Source organism: Christiangramia fulva (assembly GCF_003024155.1).
GTDB lineage: Bacteria > Bacteroidota > Bacteroidia > Flavobacteriales > Flavobacteriaceae > Christiangramia > Christiangramia fulva.
Genome location: NZ_CP028136.1, coordinates 1,457,551 through 1,475,670, shown reverse-complemented (window position 1 = coordinate 1,475,670; position 18,120 = coordinate 1,457,551). Strand labels below are relative to the sequence as shown.

The window sequence follows — 18,120 nt, the reverse complement described above, 5'->3', positions numbered from 1 at the left end:
TAGAAAAATACTTCTTTTAAAGCGAATTTTGAAGAATAATAAAAACTTGATTACCTTTAATTAGTTTCAATCAAATACATGAACCGAAGATTTTCCGGCCTCCTTTCCTTTTTACTTCTGGCTTTTGCTATCTGGCTCAGTTTTCAGTTTGATCAGCCTGACAATAATCCTGATGAAAAAGTCCCTTTAACGCAGTTTTCTACAAAACGGGCTTTTGAGCATGTTCAGGCGATAGGTGAAAAACCTCATTACCTGGGCAGCCGCGCCCACAGCGAAGTCCGAAACTACATTGTGAACCAGCTTCAGGAAATGGGACTTGAGGTACAGACCCAGGAAGGATATGTACTCAACAAACACGCAATACTTACGAAACCTACCAACATTCTTGCCCGGCTTAAAGGGTCGGGAGACGGCGAGGCACTGCTTTTAATGACCCATTATGACAGTGCCCCCCATTCATCTTTTGGTGCCAGTGATGCCGGAAGCGGAGTAGCTACAATTTTAGAAGGGATTCGGGCATTTCTTGCGCGAAACAGCAGTTTTAAAAATGATATTATCATTTTATTTACCGATGCCGAGGAACTTGGGCTCAATGGAGCCGAATTATTCGTAAAAGATCATCCATGGGCAAAAGACGTTGCGCTGGCACTAAATTTCGAGGCCAGAGGCAGTGGCGGAAATTCATTTATGCTGCTGGAAACCAACGATAAAAATGCTAAATTAATAGAAGCTTTTAAGAAAGCAAATCCGCGATTTCCGGTGACGAATTCACTGGCATACAGTATTTATAAAATGCTGCCTAACGATACCGATCTTACGGTACTCAGGGAGCAGTCAAATATCAACGGCTATAATTTCGCTTTTATCGATGATCATTATGATTATCATACCGCGCTTGACAAACCCGAAAATCTTGATAAGGAAACACTCGCCCAGCAGGGAAGCTACCTCATGCCGCTGCTGGATTATTTCAAAGATGCCGATTTAGAAAATTTAAACAGCGACCGGGATCTTATTTATTTCAATCTTCCCTTCGGATTACTGGTTACCTATTCTTTTGACTGGATCACGCCTATGCTGGTATTGGCCATCCTCACTTTCCTGGTGCTGATGGTCTATGGGATCAAAAAAGAAAGGCTTGATTTTGTCGATTTTCTGAAAGGTTTTCCACCTCTTTTGTTAAGCCTGCTCCTGTCGGGATTTTTTGGCTGGATCTTCTGGAAGCTCTGGCTGCTCATTTATCCGCGGTATAACGAAATGGAACATGGTTTTACCTATAACGGCTACTGGTATATCGCCGCGGTGATCTTTCTTGCCTTCGGAATTTGTTTCCTGATCTATAACGCTTTCCGAAAAAAGCAGAACACAGCCGGAATTTTCCCAGCTGCCCTGCTGGTATGGATTGTTTTATGCTGGGTAATTTCGGTTTATCTTAAGGGAGCTTCGTATTTTATCATTCCCGTTTATTTTGGTTTAGTACAGTTCGCCATTATGATCTTTTTTAAAAAACCAAACAGGATCATTATGGCTGTCTTATGTTTTCCGGCAATTTTTATTCTGTTCCCGTTTATTTGTAGCCTTCCGGTGGCGCTGGGACTAAAAATGCTCTTTGTAACAGCGATCCTGATCTCCCTGTTATTCCTCTTATTTTTACCCGTTTTCGGATATTTCAAGAGACTTAAAATGTTCGGTATTCATAGCCTGCTTACCTTCGCGGTACTCCTGATAATCGCTCATTTTCATGCCAATTTCAACGAAAAAAGGCCTAAACCCAACAGCCTGGTTTATATGCAGGATCTCGATGATCATACCGCTCACTGGTATTCTTACGATCATAAAATCGATGCCTGGACCTCAAGGATCTTTGGTGAACATCCAAAAGTGAAATCCAATCAGGAAATGAATTTTCAGAGCAAGTACGGCAGCAATTTCACTTTTGAAGCAGAAGCCCCTTTTGTTTCAATACCGCAGCCGGATATTATTCTGAATAAAAAGGAAATTGATTCTGGTAATGTTGAATCCTATTCAATGAAAATTGCACCCAACAGGGAGATCAATCGAATAGATATCTATGAAATAAATGATGTAAAATTCAATGATTTCAAAGTAGATGATCTGGAAGCCGGAAATGTTGATTTTAAAGATCACTCTTTCCACATGTTCAAAAAGCGCTGGCAGGAAAGAATTCTCACTTATTTTGCTTCAGGAAATGACACACTTAAGCTGGAATTTAGTGTTCCGAAAGGAGAAAAACCTAAATTTATCATTTACGAATCGGCTTATGACCTGCTTCAGAATAAAAAACTAAAGGTGGAAGAAAGGACCAAAAATATGATTCCGCGGCCTTTTGTACTTAATGACGCAAGCATACTTAAAAAAACGGTGACGATAGAATAATATGAAGATTTCAATACTTGGATGTGGATGGCTGGGGAAAGAACTGGCCAAAAAATTAATTGCTGAAATGCATGAAGTGCGGGGATCGGTTACCAGCATGGAAAAAATGGCCGAATTGCGAAAAGACGGTATTCTCCCTTACCAGCTAAAGCTTTACGAGAAAGGCGTACAGGGTGATCTAAGGTCTTTTTTATCGGGTTGCGAAGTCCTTGTGATTTCAGTCCCTCCCGGTCTGCGAAGTCATCCTGAGATCAATTACGTCAGGAAGATTCGGAATCTTCTTCCGTATATTGAAAACAATGCACCGAAAAAGATCATTTATACCAGTTCAACTTCGGTGTATCCCGATACGGAAAATTTTCCGGTCTACACGGAAGAATCTGAAACTGACAACTCCAGTGACAAAGCCATTCAACTCCATAATGCTGAATTGCTTTTTCTGAATAACCAAAAATTGAACACTACAGTATTAAGATTTGGCGGACTCATAGGCGGAGGTCGTCATCCGGTAAAATTTTTATCGGGAAGAAAAGGGATCCAAAATCCGGAAGCCCCGGTGAACCTCGTGCATAGGGATGATTGCATCGCCGCGATACAGAGTGTGCTAAAAAATAAAGGAAAAACCTCAGTTTACAATTTAGTTTACCCTGAACATCCTTCAAAAGAAGAATATTATACTTCTATCGCCAGAAAAAAGAACCTTCAGCTTCCAGAATTTGATCATTCTGCGACTTCTAAAGGAAAAATTATCAGTTCAGAAAAAATTCAGAAGGAATTAAAATTTAAGTTTAATACCTCAATTCATTAATATTTGTCATCCTCAGCAATACTTTTCTTCTGATAAGCATCAGCATAGGGCGACCATATCTCGTACATGGGATCGCCTTTTGAGCTTTTGCCTATATGATGCCATTCGCCGTCTTTAAAGATATAATCGAATTGCAATTTGGCTCCGACACGATTTTTATCCCGGGAGAAATTCTCGATATTCTCAGTGTATTTCCCGTCTTTTGCCTGGTAGGTTCCGGCGCCACTTCCAAAGAATTCTCCGGTTTTTGAATTAAAAGCCGCCCACTGAAAGCGATCGCCGCCAAGTATCTTAATGGTCCTGCGATCTCCGGGAGTGCTTCGGCTAATTTCTCCATCGCTTTTCCTGCCAGTGATGACCCAGTTACCGGTAAGGTCATTTTTAGCATCGGAAATTCTTTCCCAGATCTCGTCGTTGGTAACATCGTTGATCTGAATTTTATCCTTATTGATAAAAGTAAGTTTAGGATCCAGAGTTGCACCCACTAAATCTTTATCGCGAGTGGTAAAATCTATAATTTCTTTATAATCTCCGGTTTGATATTCACCGCCTTCGGCCCATAAAAATTCGTCAGTAGTATTATTTTTAGCATTTTCGGCGAAATAATTATCTTCATAAATACGAATCACCTCCACGGTATCCAGCTTCAATCCATTTTGTTCAACCAGACGCCAGGAACCTTCCAGCGATTGAGCGGAAAGCTCAAAACCTAAAATTAAAACAATTAAAAAAGTCAGTTTCTTCATCATCATAAGTTTTTGATACTTATAAATTTAAAAAGAATCTGACTTTTTTGAGTTAAAGCTTTATTAAGCTTATTGTTTCTCTTCTCCGTATTTGTCGTATTCAGGATAAAGGAAGTTATTGTAGGGAAAGCGGGTAATGTGGATTTCTCTCACGGCTTCGTAGACCTTCTTTCTAAAGTCTTCAAGGTTTTCTTTATTTAAAGCCGAAATAAAGATCACATTATCACCCATTTTGTTCATCCAGGTCTTTTTCCATTCCTTTAATGAATAATGAGCAGAGGTTCTTTCGGTCATCAGGTCGTCTTCTTCAATTTTCTCCTGCTCATAAATATCGATCTTATTAAAGACCATAATAATGGGTTTATCCAGACTGTCTATCTCCCGAAGAATTTGATTCACCGATTTTATATGCTCTTCAAAATTCGGATGGGAAATATCAACCACATGCAACAATAAATCGGCTTCGCGTACCTCATCCAGCGTTGATTTAAAAGATTCTACCAGCTGGGTGGGAAGTTTTCTAATAAAACCTACGGTGTCTGTCAGTAAAAATGGCAAATTTCTAATCACAACTTTTCTTACAGTGGTGTCAAGTGTTGCAAAGAGCTTGTTTTCGGCAAAAACTTCGCTTTTACTTATGGTATTCATCAATGTTGATTTTCCAACATTGGTATAGCCCACCAGGGCGACACGCACTAATTGGCCGCGATTACCGCGTTGCACTTCCATTTGCTTATCGATGGTTTCCAGCTTCTTCTTCAGCAAAGCTATTTTGTCGCGAACAATACGACGGTCGGTTTCGATCTCGGTTTCACCGGGTCCTCGCATTCCAATACCACCACGCTGTCTTTCTAAGTGAGTCCACATCCCGGCTAGCCTGGGCAATAAATATTCATATTGGGCGAGTTCTACCTGAGTTCTGGCATAACTTGTTTTGGCACGTTGCGCAAAAATATCAAGAATAAGACCTGTTCGGTCCAGAATTTTGCATCGCAAGATCTTTTCAATATTTTTTTGCTGGGCCGGGGAAAGTTCGTCATCAAAAATTACAGCTCCGATCTCATGCTCTTTCACAAATTCGCGAACCTGATCCATTTTACCTGAACCGATAAAAGTTTTAGGATCGGGACGCTCGAGTTTCTGAGAAAAGCGTTTGATCACTTCACCCCCGGCGGTATAGGTAAGAAATTCGAGTTCATCAAGATATTCTTCCAATTTGTCCTGATCCTGATCTTTGGTCACGATCCCAATCAGAACGGTCTTTTCATATGTTAAATCGGTTTTTTCAATCATAGGCTGTAAAGGTACGGAATAGTCTGCTCTTGTATAAAATACAGGATTACTTCAACAAAAATTTAACTGAAATAAATTCTGTTTGAATAATTTATAATAAGCTAAAAAAAAGGAAAATTACTATGGCTATTTTAAGATCTTAAAGTTAAAATCCGAAATTAATTCCCAGGCCGAATACTTCCCTTATCTGGAAAGCCGCTACCGCATTATCATCATAGATCGCCTGGAAAAGCAGATTTGCAGAAAGGAATTTATTGATTCCCATTTCCAGATTCATCAGGTAATCGATATCAATATTTCCCGGTTGATCCAGATAATTTGAATACAGGTTTAGATTGTTTTCCATTCTCACATTCTCAAAAAGATCAAATGCGGCAAGCGCGCTTAACGAGGCTCCAAATTCAAATCTTGTAGATTTTCCCGCGTCTACTCCAAAATAATCTCCGTCAACATAACCCGGCTCAGAAGTGAAGGCATCATCAACGAAAATAAACCTTGAGGTCGCCGGCGCCAGGTTTATCATCAAATCATCGCTTTTCTTCCACATAATTCCGGGTCCGGTTTGAAGATAGGCCGGAGAAAAGATATGAGTGGTTTCGGTACGGATGCTTTGTCCGGAGTCAGGATCTTCAGAATATTCATAGCCTTTACCCATTTGGGTTCTGAAATTGAGAAACCAGGAATAATAAAAATTAGATTCGTGAATTTCTTTTCCGGCGATGGAATTCAATTCGAAGCGGTCACTGGTCTTCCGCGCAAATTCATCTCCTTTAACTTTAGTGATTCCGTAATTGGCAAGGATCTTATTATTCCAGGAAAAATCGTCTTTTCTATAGTTGAAATCGTAATTGAAGGTAAGATTCGCTGCCACACTTGAAGTTCCCCCACCTGTCCATTCTTTATTAAAAGCCGACTGGTTAAAAAGGAGCTGGATTTTTCCCTGAGTATTCCAGCCGTTCGGCGGAACCGAATCTTTTGCTTTTTCCTGCGCATTAATATTATAAAAACTGAAAAGGATAAACAGAGCAGGTAATAATTTCTTCATAACTTATTTTTTGGTTTTTTATAAAGAGGAACCGAAGAGCAGGCCTCGCCGTAGAAAAGGCTTTTTACCACCGGCTGAAGTTTTTCAATGAGAAAAAGATAGGCGTTCTTTGGAACGGGTTTTCGGGAACAGCCCTTCACGATCACCGGTTTACCGGCAAGATCAGAAACATCGAGTTTTGAGATAATTTCGGAATAAAGAATCGTTTCCAGGTCTTCCAGATCTCCCGTGATCACCTTTTTTGCGTAAGGCTGAAGATACGAGGTAAGAAGCATATAGGCCCAGGCAGGCACGATGGCTTCGGTCGAACAGGTTAGCGCGACAAATTTTCCTTCATAAAAGCTCCAGTCATGATCTTTCGCGGCAGCGCGGAATTCTTTTTCCCTTAGTACAAACCCTTCATGCAGCCAGTCGCTCAGATCAAACAAAACACGATCACCTGCCGGATAATAATCTTCCAGATTGAAAGTAACCAGTTTGCTTTCGGCAACCTTATTAATAATCTCGTCTGCCATGGAAAAGTTTTAAAGAAGTCCGAGTTCCAGCTTTGCTCCTTCACTCATTAAATCCTGGCTCCATGGCGGATCAAAGGTGATCTCCACTTCACAATCGTTAACCGAATCGAGAGATTTCACTTTTTCTTCCACTTCCTGAGGCAGCGATTCCGCAACCGGACAGTTAGGTGTGGTCAGGGTCATTAATATTTTTACATCGTAATCTGTACTTACCATCACGTCATAAATGAGTCCCAGTTCATATATGTCTACCGGAATCTCAGGATCGTAAATGGTTTTCAGAACATTTACGATCTTTTCTCCTAATTCCTGGGTGTTTATTTCCTGTTCCATTTCCATTTTAGTTCAATTGTGTTTGGTATGCCACAGCATACATCTTTAATTGTTTGATCATGCTTACCAGACCGTTAGCACGGGTAGGCGATAAATGCTCTTTTAACCCGATCTCATCGATAAACTTCGTATCGGCTTCGATAATTTCAGAAGGGTGCTGATTCGAAAATACACGAATGAGAATTGCCACAATTCCCTTGGTGATGATCGCGTCGCTATCGGCCGTAAAAACCAGTTTATCCCCCTCAAGTTCGGCATGTACCCAAACTTTGCTCTGGCAGCCCTTGATCAGGTTTTCATCTACTTTATATTTCTCGTCAATAAGAGGAAGGGATTTCCCCAGTTCGATCATATATTCATAACGCTGCATCCAGTCGTCAAACATGGAAAACTCGTCTATTACCTCCTGTTGTTTTTCCTGAATTGTCATAGCCTAATTTTATGCAAAAGTACAATAAGAAGTACTGCTATTCAACATTTTCTCTAAATGATAAGATAACCGTTTTCAATGGGAAAAAGATAGTTTTTATCACGCTTGATAATTAATAATATGGCCCCTAATAAGAACCCCAGAAAGACAGGTGTCAGATAGTTCTTCTTAAAAGATCACGAGCAGAATGGTGCACCGTTAAAATATCCAACCTTTCAGGATTAACCACTTTATAAATTATTCTATAGTTACCTTCAATTACTTCCCTAATATTTTGTTGATCTATTTCTTCTACAACTTTTCCTGAATATATCTGGGATTTTAAAGTTTGGGTGCGACTGATAATTTTTAAAACCTGAAGTTTTGCGTATTTTTTTGAATCTTTTGAAATATATTCGGCAATATTCTGAAGATCATTTTTTGCCTGGATGGTCCAATTTATTTGAACCATTGTTCTACTGCTTTATTTAAATCGGTTTCTGAAATTACCTCTCCGCCCTCAGATTGTTTGTTTGCATTATTAATTTTCTCAATAATAATCAAACGCTCTACAAGCTGATCAATTGAAAATTCCTCCGGAAAGCTTTCGATATGTTTTTTTAGAACTTCTTTGGTCAACATAACTTCCTGATTTTTTATACCTAAGATACTATTTTATGTCGTTACCATTAAGTATTTTTAAGCTTGCAAATAAGTTAGACTTACTGAAGCATCATTTTCGCCTTTTTTACACCTTCCACAAAACGGTCTATCTCTTCGAAAGTATTGTAAAAAGCAAAAGAAGCCCGAACGGTACCGGGAATTTTAAAGAAATCCATTACCGGCTGCGCACAATGATGGCCGGTTCTTACGGCAATTCCCATTTTGTCGAGTAAGGTACCGATATCGTATGGATGAAGTCCCTCAATATTAAACGAAATTACGGCTGTTTTCTCTGCGGCCTCGCCATAGATCTTCATGCCGTCGATCTCCTTCAACTTTATGGTAGCATATTCAAGCAGTTCATGTTCGTAAGCAGCAATCGTATCAAAACCAATTTTTTCCATATAATCTATGGCAGCTCCAAAAGCGATGCCTCCGCAAATATTAGGTGTTCCAGCCTCAAATTTATGAGGAAGATCGGCATAAGTGGTCTTTTCAAAAGTCACGGTGGCAATCATTTCCCCGCCACCCTGATAAGGAGGAAGTTTATTGAGCCATTTTTCTTTTCCGTACAGCATCCCAACTCCCGTAGGACCGCACATTTTATGAGCTGATGCTACATAGAAATCGGCATCCAGATCCTGCACATCAGCTTTAATGTGAGGTGCCGCCTGGGCTCCGTCAACCAAAACCGCAGCGCCATTTTCATGAGCCAGCGAAATGATTTCTTTTACCGGGTTTACTGTTCCCAAAGCATTTGATACGTGGTTTACAAATATCAGTTTGGTTTTGGAGCTGACCAGCTTTTCAAATTCTGAAAAAATGAGTTCTCCTTTTTCATCCATCGGAATCACCTTCAGGATAGCACCGGTCTTTTGGGCAAGCATCTGCCATGGAACAATATTGGAATGATGCTCCATCGCCGAAACAAGAATCTCATCTCCTTTTTGTAATTCGGCAGCAAATCCGCTGGCAACAAGATTAATGCCGTGAGTGGTTCCCGAAGTAAATATGATCTCGTAAGATTTCACCGCATTGAAATGCTTCTGAACTTTCTGCCGTGCCTGCTCATATTTATCGGTTGCTTCCTGCGAAAGCGCGTGAACGCCACGGTGGATATTAGCGTTATAATTAGAATAATAATCAACAATGGTATCGATGACCTGCCTGGGCGTCTGGGAAGTCGCAGCATTATCGAAATACACCAGAGGATACCCATTCACCTTGCGGTTAAGAATAGGAAAATCCCGGCGGATTTTTTCAACCTCAAATTTCGTCGCTTGAGTTTGCTGATCCATCCCTTTAAATTTTAAGATTTTTGATTACAGATTAAAACCAAGATCTACTTCCAGTTTGGTAGCGATCAGTTTATTGATACGTTTTTTAACTTCAGGAATTTTTACACTTTCCAGCACATTATTGGCAAATGCGTACATTAACAGTCCGCGTGCCTCTTTCCTTGGAATCCCTCTGGATTGAAGATAAAATAATGCATCTTCGTCTAGCTGACCAATGGTACAACCATGGCTGCAACGCACATCATCGGCAAAGATCTCCAACTGAGGTTTGGAATTTATCGTTGCTTTATCATCAGCCAGAATGTTGTTATTAGACTGGTAGGCGTTGGTTTTCTGGGCTTCCTTCTCAACGATCACCCTTCCATTGAAAACGCCGGTGGAACGATCACCGTAAATCCCCTTATAATCCTGATGGCTTTCGCAGTTCGGCTCGATATGATGAACAAGCGTGTTGTGATCTACATGTTGCTTATCTTCAATGATCGTCACTCCTTTCAAAATCGAATTAATTCGTTCTCCTTTTTGGAAAAACTGCAGATTATTTCTGGTCAGTTTTCCTCCGAAAGAGAAAGTATGCACTGAAACATTGCTTTCATCCTTCTGTTCAATAAAAGTATTATCGATCAGCGAAGCCGAAGATTTGTCATTCTGAATCTTATAATAATCAACGATCGCCCTTTTTTCAGCAAAAATTTCGGTTACTGAATTTGTCAGAACCGGATGATCGGTGAGGCTCTGATGTCTTTCAATGACCTGAACCTGGGAGTTTTCATCAACAACGATCAGATTTCGTGGCTGCAATAAAAGCGATGGTTCATTGCCCGTAGAAAAATTAATGATCTGAATGGGTTTATTTGCCTGCCTGTTTTTATGAATATGAATAAAGGCTCCTTCCCTGGCGAAAGCGGTATTCAAAGAATTTAAACCGGTTTTAGGAGCAACTTTGCTAAAATAATTCTCGATCACCGGGCGGTATTTATCCTTATTTAAAGCCGAAGACATCAAACAAACATCAATTTTGTCATGAGTGGTTTGCGAAAGATGTGAAGAATAGATCCCGTCAACAAAAACCAGGTCATAAGTATCGATATCGTGAATAAAATATTTCTTGATATCCCTGTAATCTATGGCATCTTCCTTTTTAGGAAATACACTATAATCCTGTTTTAACACCGGATTGAGGGAAGTATATTTCCAGTCTTCCTCCTTTCGATTGGGAAAACCGAGCGCTTCAAAATCTTTGATCGCCCTGTTCCTAACATTATATAGAGTATTATCTGAATCCAGACCTTCCTCAAAAGCAAGGAATGATGATATGAGTTTATCTTTTAATTCCATTTTTTGTCAATTTCGAATTCAAAATTCAAAGTTCAATATTGATCCTTGAATTTTAAATTTTGAATTTATACAGCTTTTTCCTGTCTCACCCAGTCGTAACCTCTTTCTTCCAGTTCGTAGGCGAGTTCTTTTCCGCCCGACTTTACGATCTTTCCGTCTACCATCACATGCACTACATCGGGCACGATATAATTCAGCAAACGCTGATAGTGTGTGATCAAAAGCACAGAATTGTCCTCCCTTCTAAGCTTATTCACTCCTTTAGCCACAACTTTCAGGGCATCAATATCAAGACCTGAATCGGTTTCATCAAGTATAGAAAGTTTAGGATCGAGCATGGCCATCTGGAAAATTTCATTTCTCTTCTTTTCTCCTCCTGAAAAACCTTCATTTATAGAACGGGAAAGAAATTTGCGATCAATTTCCAGCATTTCTGATTTCTCTTTGATCAGCTTAAGCATTTCATTCGCCGGCATATCTTCTTTTCCATGAGCCTTGCGTTGAGCATTAATCGCAGTTTTCATGAAATTGGTCACTGAAACTCCCGGGATCTCCACGGGATATTGAAAAGAGAGGAAAATTCCCCTGTGGGATCTTTCTTCCGGATCAAGCTCGCTTAGATCTTCTCCTTCGAAAATAATCTCTCCTTCGGTCATTTCATATTCTTCACGACCCGCTATCACCGATGATAAAGTACTTTTACCAGAGCCGTTAGGTCCCATGATCGCGTGCACCTCCCCCGCATTGATTTCAAGATCAATTCCCTTTAAGATTTCTTTGCCTTCAATATTGGCGTGTAAATTCTTTATTTTTAGCATGTTTCTATCTATTCTGAATTCGCAAAAGCGAAAATTCCTGTTTTGATATTATTTTTTGATGGTATCGTTTTCCTGCTTTGGCGTTTCTATTATTTGCCGAATTTCAATTATCTGAGGCAACCCATTTTGCTGCGCATCCGGAAGTAACTTCGCCTTGATTGTGACGGGGATCATTTCAAAATCATCCGATTTAAATGGAGCTACTTTCGCAGCCAGGTCTTTTGACATAGAGTCAATTTTTACCCCGTATATAAAATCTTTTCCTCGCAGCATGGCGGCATCTTTTCCAAAAACAAATTGGCCGCTTAGAATCTGAATACTATCAGGAACTTTGACGGTTTCAGGCTGAGTTAGCAAATCCTTCCGATCGCTGTTCTCACAGCCCAGGATCATCAAACTCAATAACAAAATTGCAAATAACTTCTTCATGAAAATTTTACAGATTTTCAATGATTATCCTACCGATCCTTCCAGTGAAATCTCAAGTAACTTCTGAGCTTCCACCGCAAATTCCATCGGTAATTTATTCAGTACCTCGCGGCTGAACCCGTTCACAATTAAAGCGATAGCCTTTTCGGTATCGATTCCCCTCTGGTTACAGTAAAAGATCTGGTCTTCCCCGATCTTACTGGTAGTTGCTTCGTGCTCTACCTGCGCGCTCTTATTTTTTACCTCGATATATGGGAAAGTATGCGCTCCACATTTATTGCCCATCAGCAATGAATCACACTGCGAAAAATTTCGGGCATTGTGAGCACGGGGATGGATTTGTACCAGTCCGCGATAGGAATTTTGCGATTTTCCAGCAGAAATACCCTTGGAAATTATGGTACTTTTCGTGTTTTTGCCAAGGTGGATCATCTTAGTTCCGGTATCAGCCTGCTGAAAATTATTGGTTACGGCAATAGAATAAAATTCTCCTACCGAATTGTCTCCTTTCAGCACACAGCTTGGATACTTCCAGGTAACTGCAGATCCGGTCTCGACCTGAGTCCAGGAAATTTTAGCGTTCTTTTCGCAAAGTCCGCGTTTGGTAACGAAATTGTAAACCCCGCCTTTTCCTTCTTTACTTCCGGGATACCAGTTTTGAACGGTACTGTATTTTATTTCAGCGTCATCAAGAGCGATTAGTTCCACCACGGCAGCATGTAATTGATTTTCATCACGCGTTGGGGCTGTACAACCCTCTAAATAACTTACATAACTTCCGGGCTCGGCAATAACCAGCGTTCTTTCGAATTGTCCGGTTCCTGCCTGATTTATACGGAAATAGGTGGAAAGTTCCATCGGGCAGCGCACGCCTTTGGGAATATAACAGAAAGATCCGTCACTAAATACCGCTGAGTTCAAGGCTGCATAAAAATTATCCTTTTTTGGAACCACAGAGCCGATATATTTTTTAACCAGTTCGGGATGTTTCTGGATCGCTTCTGAGATCGAACAGAAAATTATCCCTTTTTCGGCGAGTGTTTTCTTGAAAGTAGTGGTCACAGAAACCGAATCCATCACCACATCAACCGCCACCCCGGCAAGCTTTTTCTGCTCATCTATTGAAATACCCAGTTTTTTGAAGGTATCCAGCAATTCCGGATCTACCTCATCCAAACTATCATATTTCGGCTTTTTATTAGGCGCCGAATAATAAGAAATATTCTGAAAATCAGGTTTTGGATATTTCACATTGGCCCATTCGGGTTCAATCATATCTTCCCAGGCGCGGTAAGCTTCCAGTCTCCATTCCGTCATCCATTCCGGTTCGTCCTTTTTCTTTGAAATCGCCCGAACGATATCTTCGTTTAAACCAACAGGAAAAGTATCAGATTCTATATCAGTATAAAATCCGTACTCATACTCTTTGGTCTCGAGCTCTTTCTTTAAATCGTCTTCAGTATATGCCATGTCTCTTAAATTCAGTTAATAAGTTAAAGAGTCAAAAAGTTAATTAATCGAACTCCTTTTCTTAATGAATTTGATGTAGTTAGAAAGTTGTTTTGAAATTTCAATTATTTCAGATTTCAATTCTGAATATGAATCATAAGACAGAATCTTCACTTCATACATCACGTTCAAAATATTTCTAACTTCACCTGCTGAAGCTTTCGAGAAATAAAGAAATCTAACATAATCTTTATCTGATTCCCTTTCAAAACCCTCAGCTATATTATTTGAAATTGAAAGAGTCGCTCGTTTGAGTTGGTCTATTAAAGCGAACTCTTTATTTAAATTTTCAATTTTTATTAATTCAAAGATCTTTACGGTGAATGAAACAGTCTTTTTATAAACTTCCAGATCTTCAAAAGTTTTATACTGCTCCATTTCCTCCTTTACTCCTTACCTCTTTCGCTTAATTAAAGCGAAAAACTCTCCCCGCAACCGCAGGTTCTTTGAGCGTTCGGGTTATTAAACACAAAACCCTTGCCGTTCAGCCCTCCGGAATACTCTAAAATGGTTCCGGCGAGATAAAGCACGCTGCGTTTATCAACCACGATCTTCACTTCATTGTCTTCAAAGACTTTATCGCCCTCAGCCTGGGACTTGTCAAATTTCAATTCATAGGAAAGGCCGGAGCATCCTCCACTCTTCACCCCCACCCGAACATAGTCGGCTGTCGGGCTAAATCCCTCTTCGGTCATCAGGGCCGAAATTTTCTTTTTAGCTTCTTCGCTAACTCTAATCATCGTTTACAAAGATTAATTCTAAATTAGGGGACAAATATACTACAAAGCATGCGTTTTACCATAGAGCTTGCATATGTTTTAAGAATTGATTCATAGAAGTCTTCAATAGAATTTTTACCCCCGAAAAATCAATTTCTTAAAGCTTTCCGCCTAATGCGCCTCTTTGTATTTTATATGCTTATTTTTGCACCAAAATTCAGTTGTTATGTTTGAGAATAGTCACGAAAGCAGGACAAACCTTTCAGAATTAGGTGAATTTGGTCTCATTGACCACCTTACCAAAAATTTCAGTCCGAAACTGGAGTCCACAGTAAAAGCCGGAGGAGATGATGCCGCAGTGCTTAATTTTGAAGGAAAAGAGACACTTATTAGTACCGATCTTCTTTTGGAAGGCGTGCATTTTGACCTTTCTTATATGCCCCTGAAACATCTGGGCTACAAGGCGGTGATGGTCAATTTATCGGATATCTACGCGATGAACGGGACTGCCAGCCATGTAACTGTTTCCATAGCTGTTTCCAATCGTTTTCCGGTAGAGGCCCTGGAAGAACTGTACGCGGGAATCCAGCTTGCCTGTAAGATCTATAATGTGGATATGATAGGCGGCGATACTACCTCATCGACCTCGGGACTTATGATCAGCGTTACCGCCGTAGGTTATGCTGAAAAGGAAGAAATTGCCTACCGCAGTGGTGCCAAACCTAATGACCTATTGGTTCTCACCGGCGATATTGGCGCGGCATACATGGGACTTCAGGTTCTGGAACGCGAAAAAGAGGTTTTTAAAGCCAATCCAAATGCCCAGCCCGATCTTGATCAATACACTTATATTATCGAAAGACAACTGAAACCTGAAGCAAGAAAAGATATTCCGCCTTTGTTAAAAGCTCTGGAGGTGAAACCAACCTCAATGATCGATATTAGCGACGGACTTTCTTCAGAGATAATTCACCTGGGTAAAAGTTCGAAAACAGGAATGAATCTTTTTGAAGAAAAAATCCCTCTTGACCCGGCGGTTATTTCGGTTTGTGAAGAATTTGAAATTGACAGTACGACTATTGCTCTAAGTGGCGGAGAAGATTATGAACTGCTTTTCACTATAGATCAAAAAGATTTCGATAAGATAAAAGGAAACCCAAACCTCACGGTAATCGGGCATGTAACTGAAGAAAAAGAAGGCATGCATTTAATTACCAGGGCAAATCAGAAATTACCGCTGATCGCAAGGGGCTGGAATTCAATGAAAGAAAAAGACAATTAAGAAGCTTTCGCATAAAGACGTCGTTTCCGTCTTTGATGGATCTTTGCAAGATAATCGTTAGTTTCCTTGAATTTTGGTGTCAACCTGGCCAGGAAACCATCGGCAGTATCGGTCATTTCCATCCCACACTTCGCACACCGGTATTCGTGCACGTGATTGGTTATGTTCTTCGATACTTTAAGTTTGTGGCCAAAAATACTGCAATGAACCTTTGCCAATGAAAATAAGGTAGGGGTTGATTTTTTCATATAAGGTTAATTTTCTGATTACTAGATTCCTAAAATATAAAAAAAAGTTAATGGTTCGACAAAAAGCGTTAATTAATCGATGAAATGCATATTTTTTCTTAAATTATAAGCATCTTCTATATACGAATTATGTCCATTTTCGGTGGCATAAAAATTACAATCGCATTCTTCGGCAATTGATTTTAACTCATTGAAATCCAATATTGGATCTTCTTCTCCTGCCACAATGGCCTTTTGAATGGACGCCGATCTCAGGAGCGATTTATGATTTGTACGAATTTTCATTCCGCGTAAAGCCGCCTGAATATTTTTTACTTCCATCTTCATCGCCCGGTTTTTCAAATCTTCTATTTCAGGACAAAACTTTACTTTGCTCTCCCTGCTAAAAAGATTCGGAATTGCCATATTTATATAGGCTTTTTTATTTTTACTCACCAATTCCACGGCTTTTTCCCGGGCCTTCTTTTTTTCCACAGAGTCATCAACAGGTGTTGAATTTATCAGCATAATGCTCTTTACCATCTTAGGAAAATTATTCAGAAATTCCAAACTCACATAACCTCCCATACTATGACCAGCAATGCTAATGTTCTCAACTTCAATTTCATCAAGAACTTTTTTTACGGCATTTGCCATTTCGGCCATGGTATGAACATCTGAAAATCCTTCTGATTTCCCATGGCCGGGTAAATCGATGCAAATAACCTGCCGCTCCTTTTTTAATTCCTTCGCCAGGTCGTTCCAGATGCGGATGTCTTCCAAAAAGCCATGAAGTAAAACCAGTGGATTCCCCTCTCCCTCACTGCTGAAATTGATCTTCGCTCCTTCAAAATCTATCGTCATAAGCTAAAAAAATAAAAGCCACCTGTTTAAAGAATAAAAATTCAGGAACAGGTGGCAAATTTTATAGTTTAAATTTTCTTTAAGAAAGAAAGGATCAGGAATTCATGATCTCCTCGATCTCTTCTGCCTCAATAGGAATATTTCTCATCAAATTGAAAGGCTCACCTTTTTCCTGAATCACCACATCGTCTTCCAGCCGTATTCCAAAACCTTCCTCAGGAATATAAATTCCGGGCTCCACGGTAAAAACCTGATTTGCTTTCATCGGCTCGGTCAAAATTCCGTAGTCATGAGTATCAAGGCCAATATGGTGAGAAGTTCCATGCATAAAGTATTTTTTATAAGCAGGCCAGTCAGGATCTTCATTTTGAACATCGGCTTTGTCAAGAAGTCCTAAATCCAGCAATTCTGAAGTCATCATTTTTCCAACCTCCACATGATATTCTTTCCACATAGTTCCGGGAACAAGGAGTTTGGTAGCCTCTTTTTTTACCTTGTTTACCGCATTATAAACTTTTTTCTGACGATCGGTATACCTCCCGTTCACCGGAATGGTTCTGGTAAGGTCACTGGAATAATTTGCATATTCAGCACCGGTATCAAGAAGAATAAGCTCTCCGTCCTTACATTGCTGATTATTCTGAATATAATGTAAAACGCAGGCATTTTTTCCGCTGGCGATAATTGGCGTATAAGCGAATCCCCGGGATCGGTTCCTGATCATTTCATGGTAGTATTCGGCTTCGATCTCGTATTCCCAAACTCCCGGCTTCACGAATTTAAGGGTTCTGCGGAAGGCTTTTTCGGTAATATTACAGGCTTTTTGCATCAATTCAAGCTCGATAGGATCTTTAACCGACCTTAATCTCTGAAGAATCGGATTTGCCTTGGCGACCTGGTGAGCCGGATATTTTTCCTTGCACCATTTTATAAAACGGGCATCCCTTGTTTCGGTTTTATGCGCCGCACGATAATGTTCGTTGGTATTAAAATAAACCGTATCACATTGCGTCATCACCTCGAAAAAGATCTTTTCAAAATCTTTCATCCAGTATACTGTTTTGATGCCGCTGGTTTCGTAGGCCGCATCTTTGGTAAGTTTCTCCCCTTCCCAAACGGCGATATGCTCATTGGTTTCGGTTAAAAAAAGGATCTCACGATGCTTTTCTTCCGGAGCATCGGGAAAAAGCACGAGTATGCTCTCTTCCTGGTCAACGCCACTCAGGTAAAACAAATCGCGGTTTTGTTCAAAAGGCATGGTGCTGTCGGCACCAATAGGATAAATATCGTTTGAATTAAAAACCGCAAGGCTTTTTGGTTTCATCTGTTCCATGAAATTTCGCCGGTTTTTAACGAACAATTTTGAGTCGATTTTATCGTATTTCATAAGTTTTTGTTTCGATTTCTTCAAAATTAAAGGGAATAAG

General features: G+C 40.0%; 21 protein-coding genes. 3 read left to right on the top strand and 18 right to left on the bottom strand.

Features of this window, described 5'->3' with window-relative positions:
• Positions 1–78 precede the first annotated feature (78 nt).
• Together C7S20_RS06800 and C7S20_RS06795 are read left to right on the top strand one after the other, a co-directional pair.
• The gene (locus C7S20_RS06800) at positions 79–2,397 is read left to right on the top strand and encodes a M28 family peptidase (protein WP_107011780.1); all 2,319 of its coding nucleotides are present in this window, start codon (positions 79–81) and stop codon (positions 2,395–2,397) included.
• A 1-nt stretch (position 2,398) separates the two neighbouring features.
• Positions 2,399–3,205 carry an SDR family oxidoreductase gene (locus tag C7S20_RS06795; RefSeq protein ID WP_107011779.1) on the top strand — a complete coding sequence of 269 codons (807 nt, stop codon included), beginning with the start codon at positions 2,399–2,401 and terminating at the stop codon, positions 3,203–3,205.
• Here C7S20_RS06795 and C7S20_RS06790 read toward each other — a convergent pair.
• The 15 genes from C7S20_RS06790 to C7S20_RS06720 form a co-directional block, all read right to left on the bottom strand.
• Entirely contained in the window at positions 3,202–3,957 is a 756-nt protein-coding gene (locus C7S20_RS06790; RefSeq protein ID WP_341476517.1) for a hypothetical protein, read from the bottom strand. The two genes, C7S20_RS06795 and C7S20_RS06790, sit on opposite strands and share 4 nt — an antisense overlap.
• Positions 3,958–4,020: 63 nt before the next feature.
• Entirely contained in the window at positions 4,021–5,244 is a 1,224-nt protein-coding gene (gene hflX, locus C7S20_RS06785) for a GTPase HflX (protein ID WP_107011778.1), read from the bottom strand.
• 145 nt (positions 5,245–5,389) lie between these two features.
• Positions 5,390–6,289, bottom strand: a complete 900-nt coding sequence (locus C7S20_RS06780) for a DUF3078 domain-containing protein (RefSeq protein WP_107011777.1) — start codon at positions 6,287–6,289, stop codon at positions 5,390–5,392.
• Complete coding sequence (locus C7S20_RS06775) at positions 6,286–6,804, bottom strand: DUF2480 family protein (RefSeq protein WP_107011776.1); 519 nt, start codon at positions 6,802–6,804, stop codon at positions 6,286–6,288. Before C7S20_RS06775 ends, C7S20_RS06780 begins: the two co-directional genes overlap by 4 nt.
• A gap of 9 nt (positions 6,805–6,813) precedes the next feature.
• Positions 6,814–7,137 (bottom strand): SUF system Fe-S cluster assembly protein, encoded by a 324-nt coding sequence (locus tag C7S20_RS06770; protein ID WP_107014122.1) that lies wholly within the window; start codon positions 7,135–7,137, stop codon positions 6,814–6,816.
• Between the two features lie 7 nt (positions 7,138–7,144).
• Positions 7,145–7,567 carry a SufE family protein gene (locus C7S20_RS06765; protein ID WP_107011775.1) on the bottom strand — a complete coding sequence of 141 codons (423 nt, stop codon included), beginning with the start codon at positions 7,565–7,567 and terminating at the stop codon, positions 7,145–7,147.
• A gap of 154 nt (positions 7,568–7,721) precedes the next feature.
• The gene (locus tag C7S20_RS06760; RefSeq protein WP_107011774.1) at positions 7,722–8,018 is read right to left on the bottom strand and encodes a type II toxin-antitoxin system RelE/ParE family toxin; all 297 of its coding nucleotides are present in this window, start codon (positions 8,016–8,018) and stop codon (positions 7,722–7,724) included.
• Positions 8,006–8,188: a hypothetical protein gene (locus C7S20_RS06755; protein ID WP_107011773.1), complete on the bottom strand. Its 183-nt coding sequence runs from the start codon at positions 8,186–8,188 to the stop codon at positions 8,006–8,008. Before C7S20_RS06755 ends, C7S20_RS06760 begins: the two co-directional genes overlap by 13 nt.
• Before the next feature lie 80 nt (positions 8,189–8,268).
• Positions 8,269–9,507, bottom strand: a complete 1,239-nt coding sequence (locus C7S20_RS06750; RefSeq protein ID WP_107011772.1) for an aminotransferase class V-fold PLP-dependent enzyme — start codon at positions 9,505–9,507, stop codon at positions 8,269–8,271.
• 24 nt (positions 9,508–9,531) lie between these two features.
• The gene (gene sufD / locus C7S20_RS06745; protein ID WP_107011771.1) at positions 9,532–10,845 is read right to left on the bottom strand and encodes a Fe-S cluster assembly protein SufD; all 1,314 of its coding nucleotides are present in this window, start codon (positions 10,843–10,845) and stop codon (positions 9,532–9,534) included.
• 65 nt (positions 10,846–10,910) lie between these two features.
• Positions 10,911–11,663 carry a Fe-S cluster assembly ATPase SufC gene (sufC, locus tag C7S20_RS06740; protein ID WP_107011770.1) on the bottom strand — a complete coding sequence of 251 codons (753 nt, stop codon included), beginning with the start codon at positions 11,661–11,663 and terminating at the stop codon, positions 10,911–10,913.
• Between the two features lie 48 nt (positions 11,664–11,711).
• Positions 11,712–12,092 carry a hypothetical protein gene (locus tag C7S20_RS06735; RefSeq protein ID WP_159039889.1) on the bottom strand — a complete coding sequence of 127 codons (381 nt, stop codon included), beginning with the start codon at positions 12,090–12,092 and terminating at the stop codon, positions 11,712–11,714.
• A gap of 24 nt (positions 12,093–12,116) precedes the next feature.
• Positions 12,117–13,562 carry a Fe-S cluster assembly protein SufB gene (gene sufB, locus C7S20_RS06730; RefSeq protein WP_107011768.1) on the bottom strand — a complete coding sequence of 482 codons (1,446 nt, stop codon included), beginning with the start codon at positions 13,560–13,562 and terminating at the stop codon, positions 12,117–12,119.
• Between the two features lie 39 nt (positions 13,563–13,601).
• The gene (locus C7S20_RS06725; protein ID WP_107011767.1) at positions 13,602–13,979 is read right to left on the bottom strand and encodes a four helix bundle protein; all 378 of its coding nucleotides are present in this window, start codon (positions 13,977–13,979) and stop codon (positions 13,602–13,604) included.
• 32 nt (positions 13,980–14,011) lie between these two features.
• Positions 14,012–14,341 (bottom strand): HesB/IscA family protein, encoded by a 330-nt coding sequence (locus tag C7S20_RS06720; RefSeq protein WP_107011766.1) that lies wholly within the window; start codon positions 14,339–14,341, stop codon positions 14,012–14,014.
• 205 nt (positions 14,342–14,546) lie between these two features.
• Between C7S20_RS06720 and thiL the strand changes: the two genes are divergently transcribed.
• Positions 14,547–15,602 carry a thiamine-phosphate kinase gene (gene thiL, locus C7S20_RS06715; protein ID WP_107011765.1) on the top strand — a complete coding sequence of 352 codons (1,056 nt, stop codon included), beginning with the start codon at positions 14,547–14,549 and terminating at the stop codon, positions 15,600–15,602.
• Here the strand turns inward: thiL and C7S20_RS06710 are convergent.
• The 3 genes from C7S20_RS06710 to C7S20_RS06700 all read right to left on the bottom strand — a co-directional run bounded on the left by C7S20_RS06710 (position 15,599) and on the right by C7S20_RS06700 (position 18,080).
• Complete coding sequence (locus tag C7S20_RS06710) at positions 15,599–15,850, bottom strand: hypothetical protein (protein WP_107011764.1); 252 nt, start codon at positions 15,848–15,850, stop codon at positions 15,599–15,601. The two genes, thiL and C7S20_RS06710, sit on opposite strands and share 4 nt — an antisense overlap.
• 72 nt (positions 15,851–15,922) lie before the next feature.
• Entirely contained in the window at positions 15,923–16,693 is a 771-nt protein-coding gene (locus tag C7S20_RS06705; RefSeq protein ID WP_107011763.1) for an alpha/beta hydrolase, read from the bottom strand.
• Positions 16,694–16,787: 94 nt separating this feature from the next.
• A complete protein-coding gene (locus C7S20_RS06700; protein WP_107011762.1) occupies positions 16,788–18,080 on the bottom strand; it encodes an aminopeptidase P family protein in 1,293 nt (430 codons plus the stop codon).
• Between the last annotated feature and the right edge of the window lie 40 nt (positions 18,081–18,120).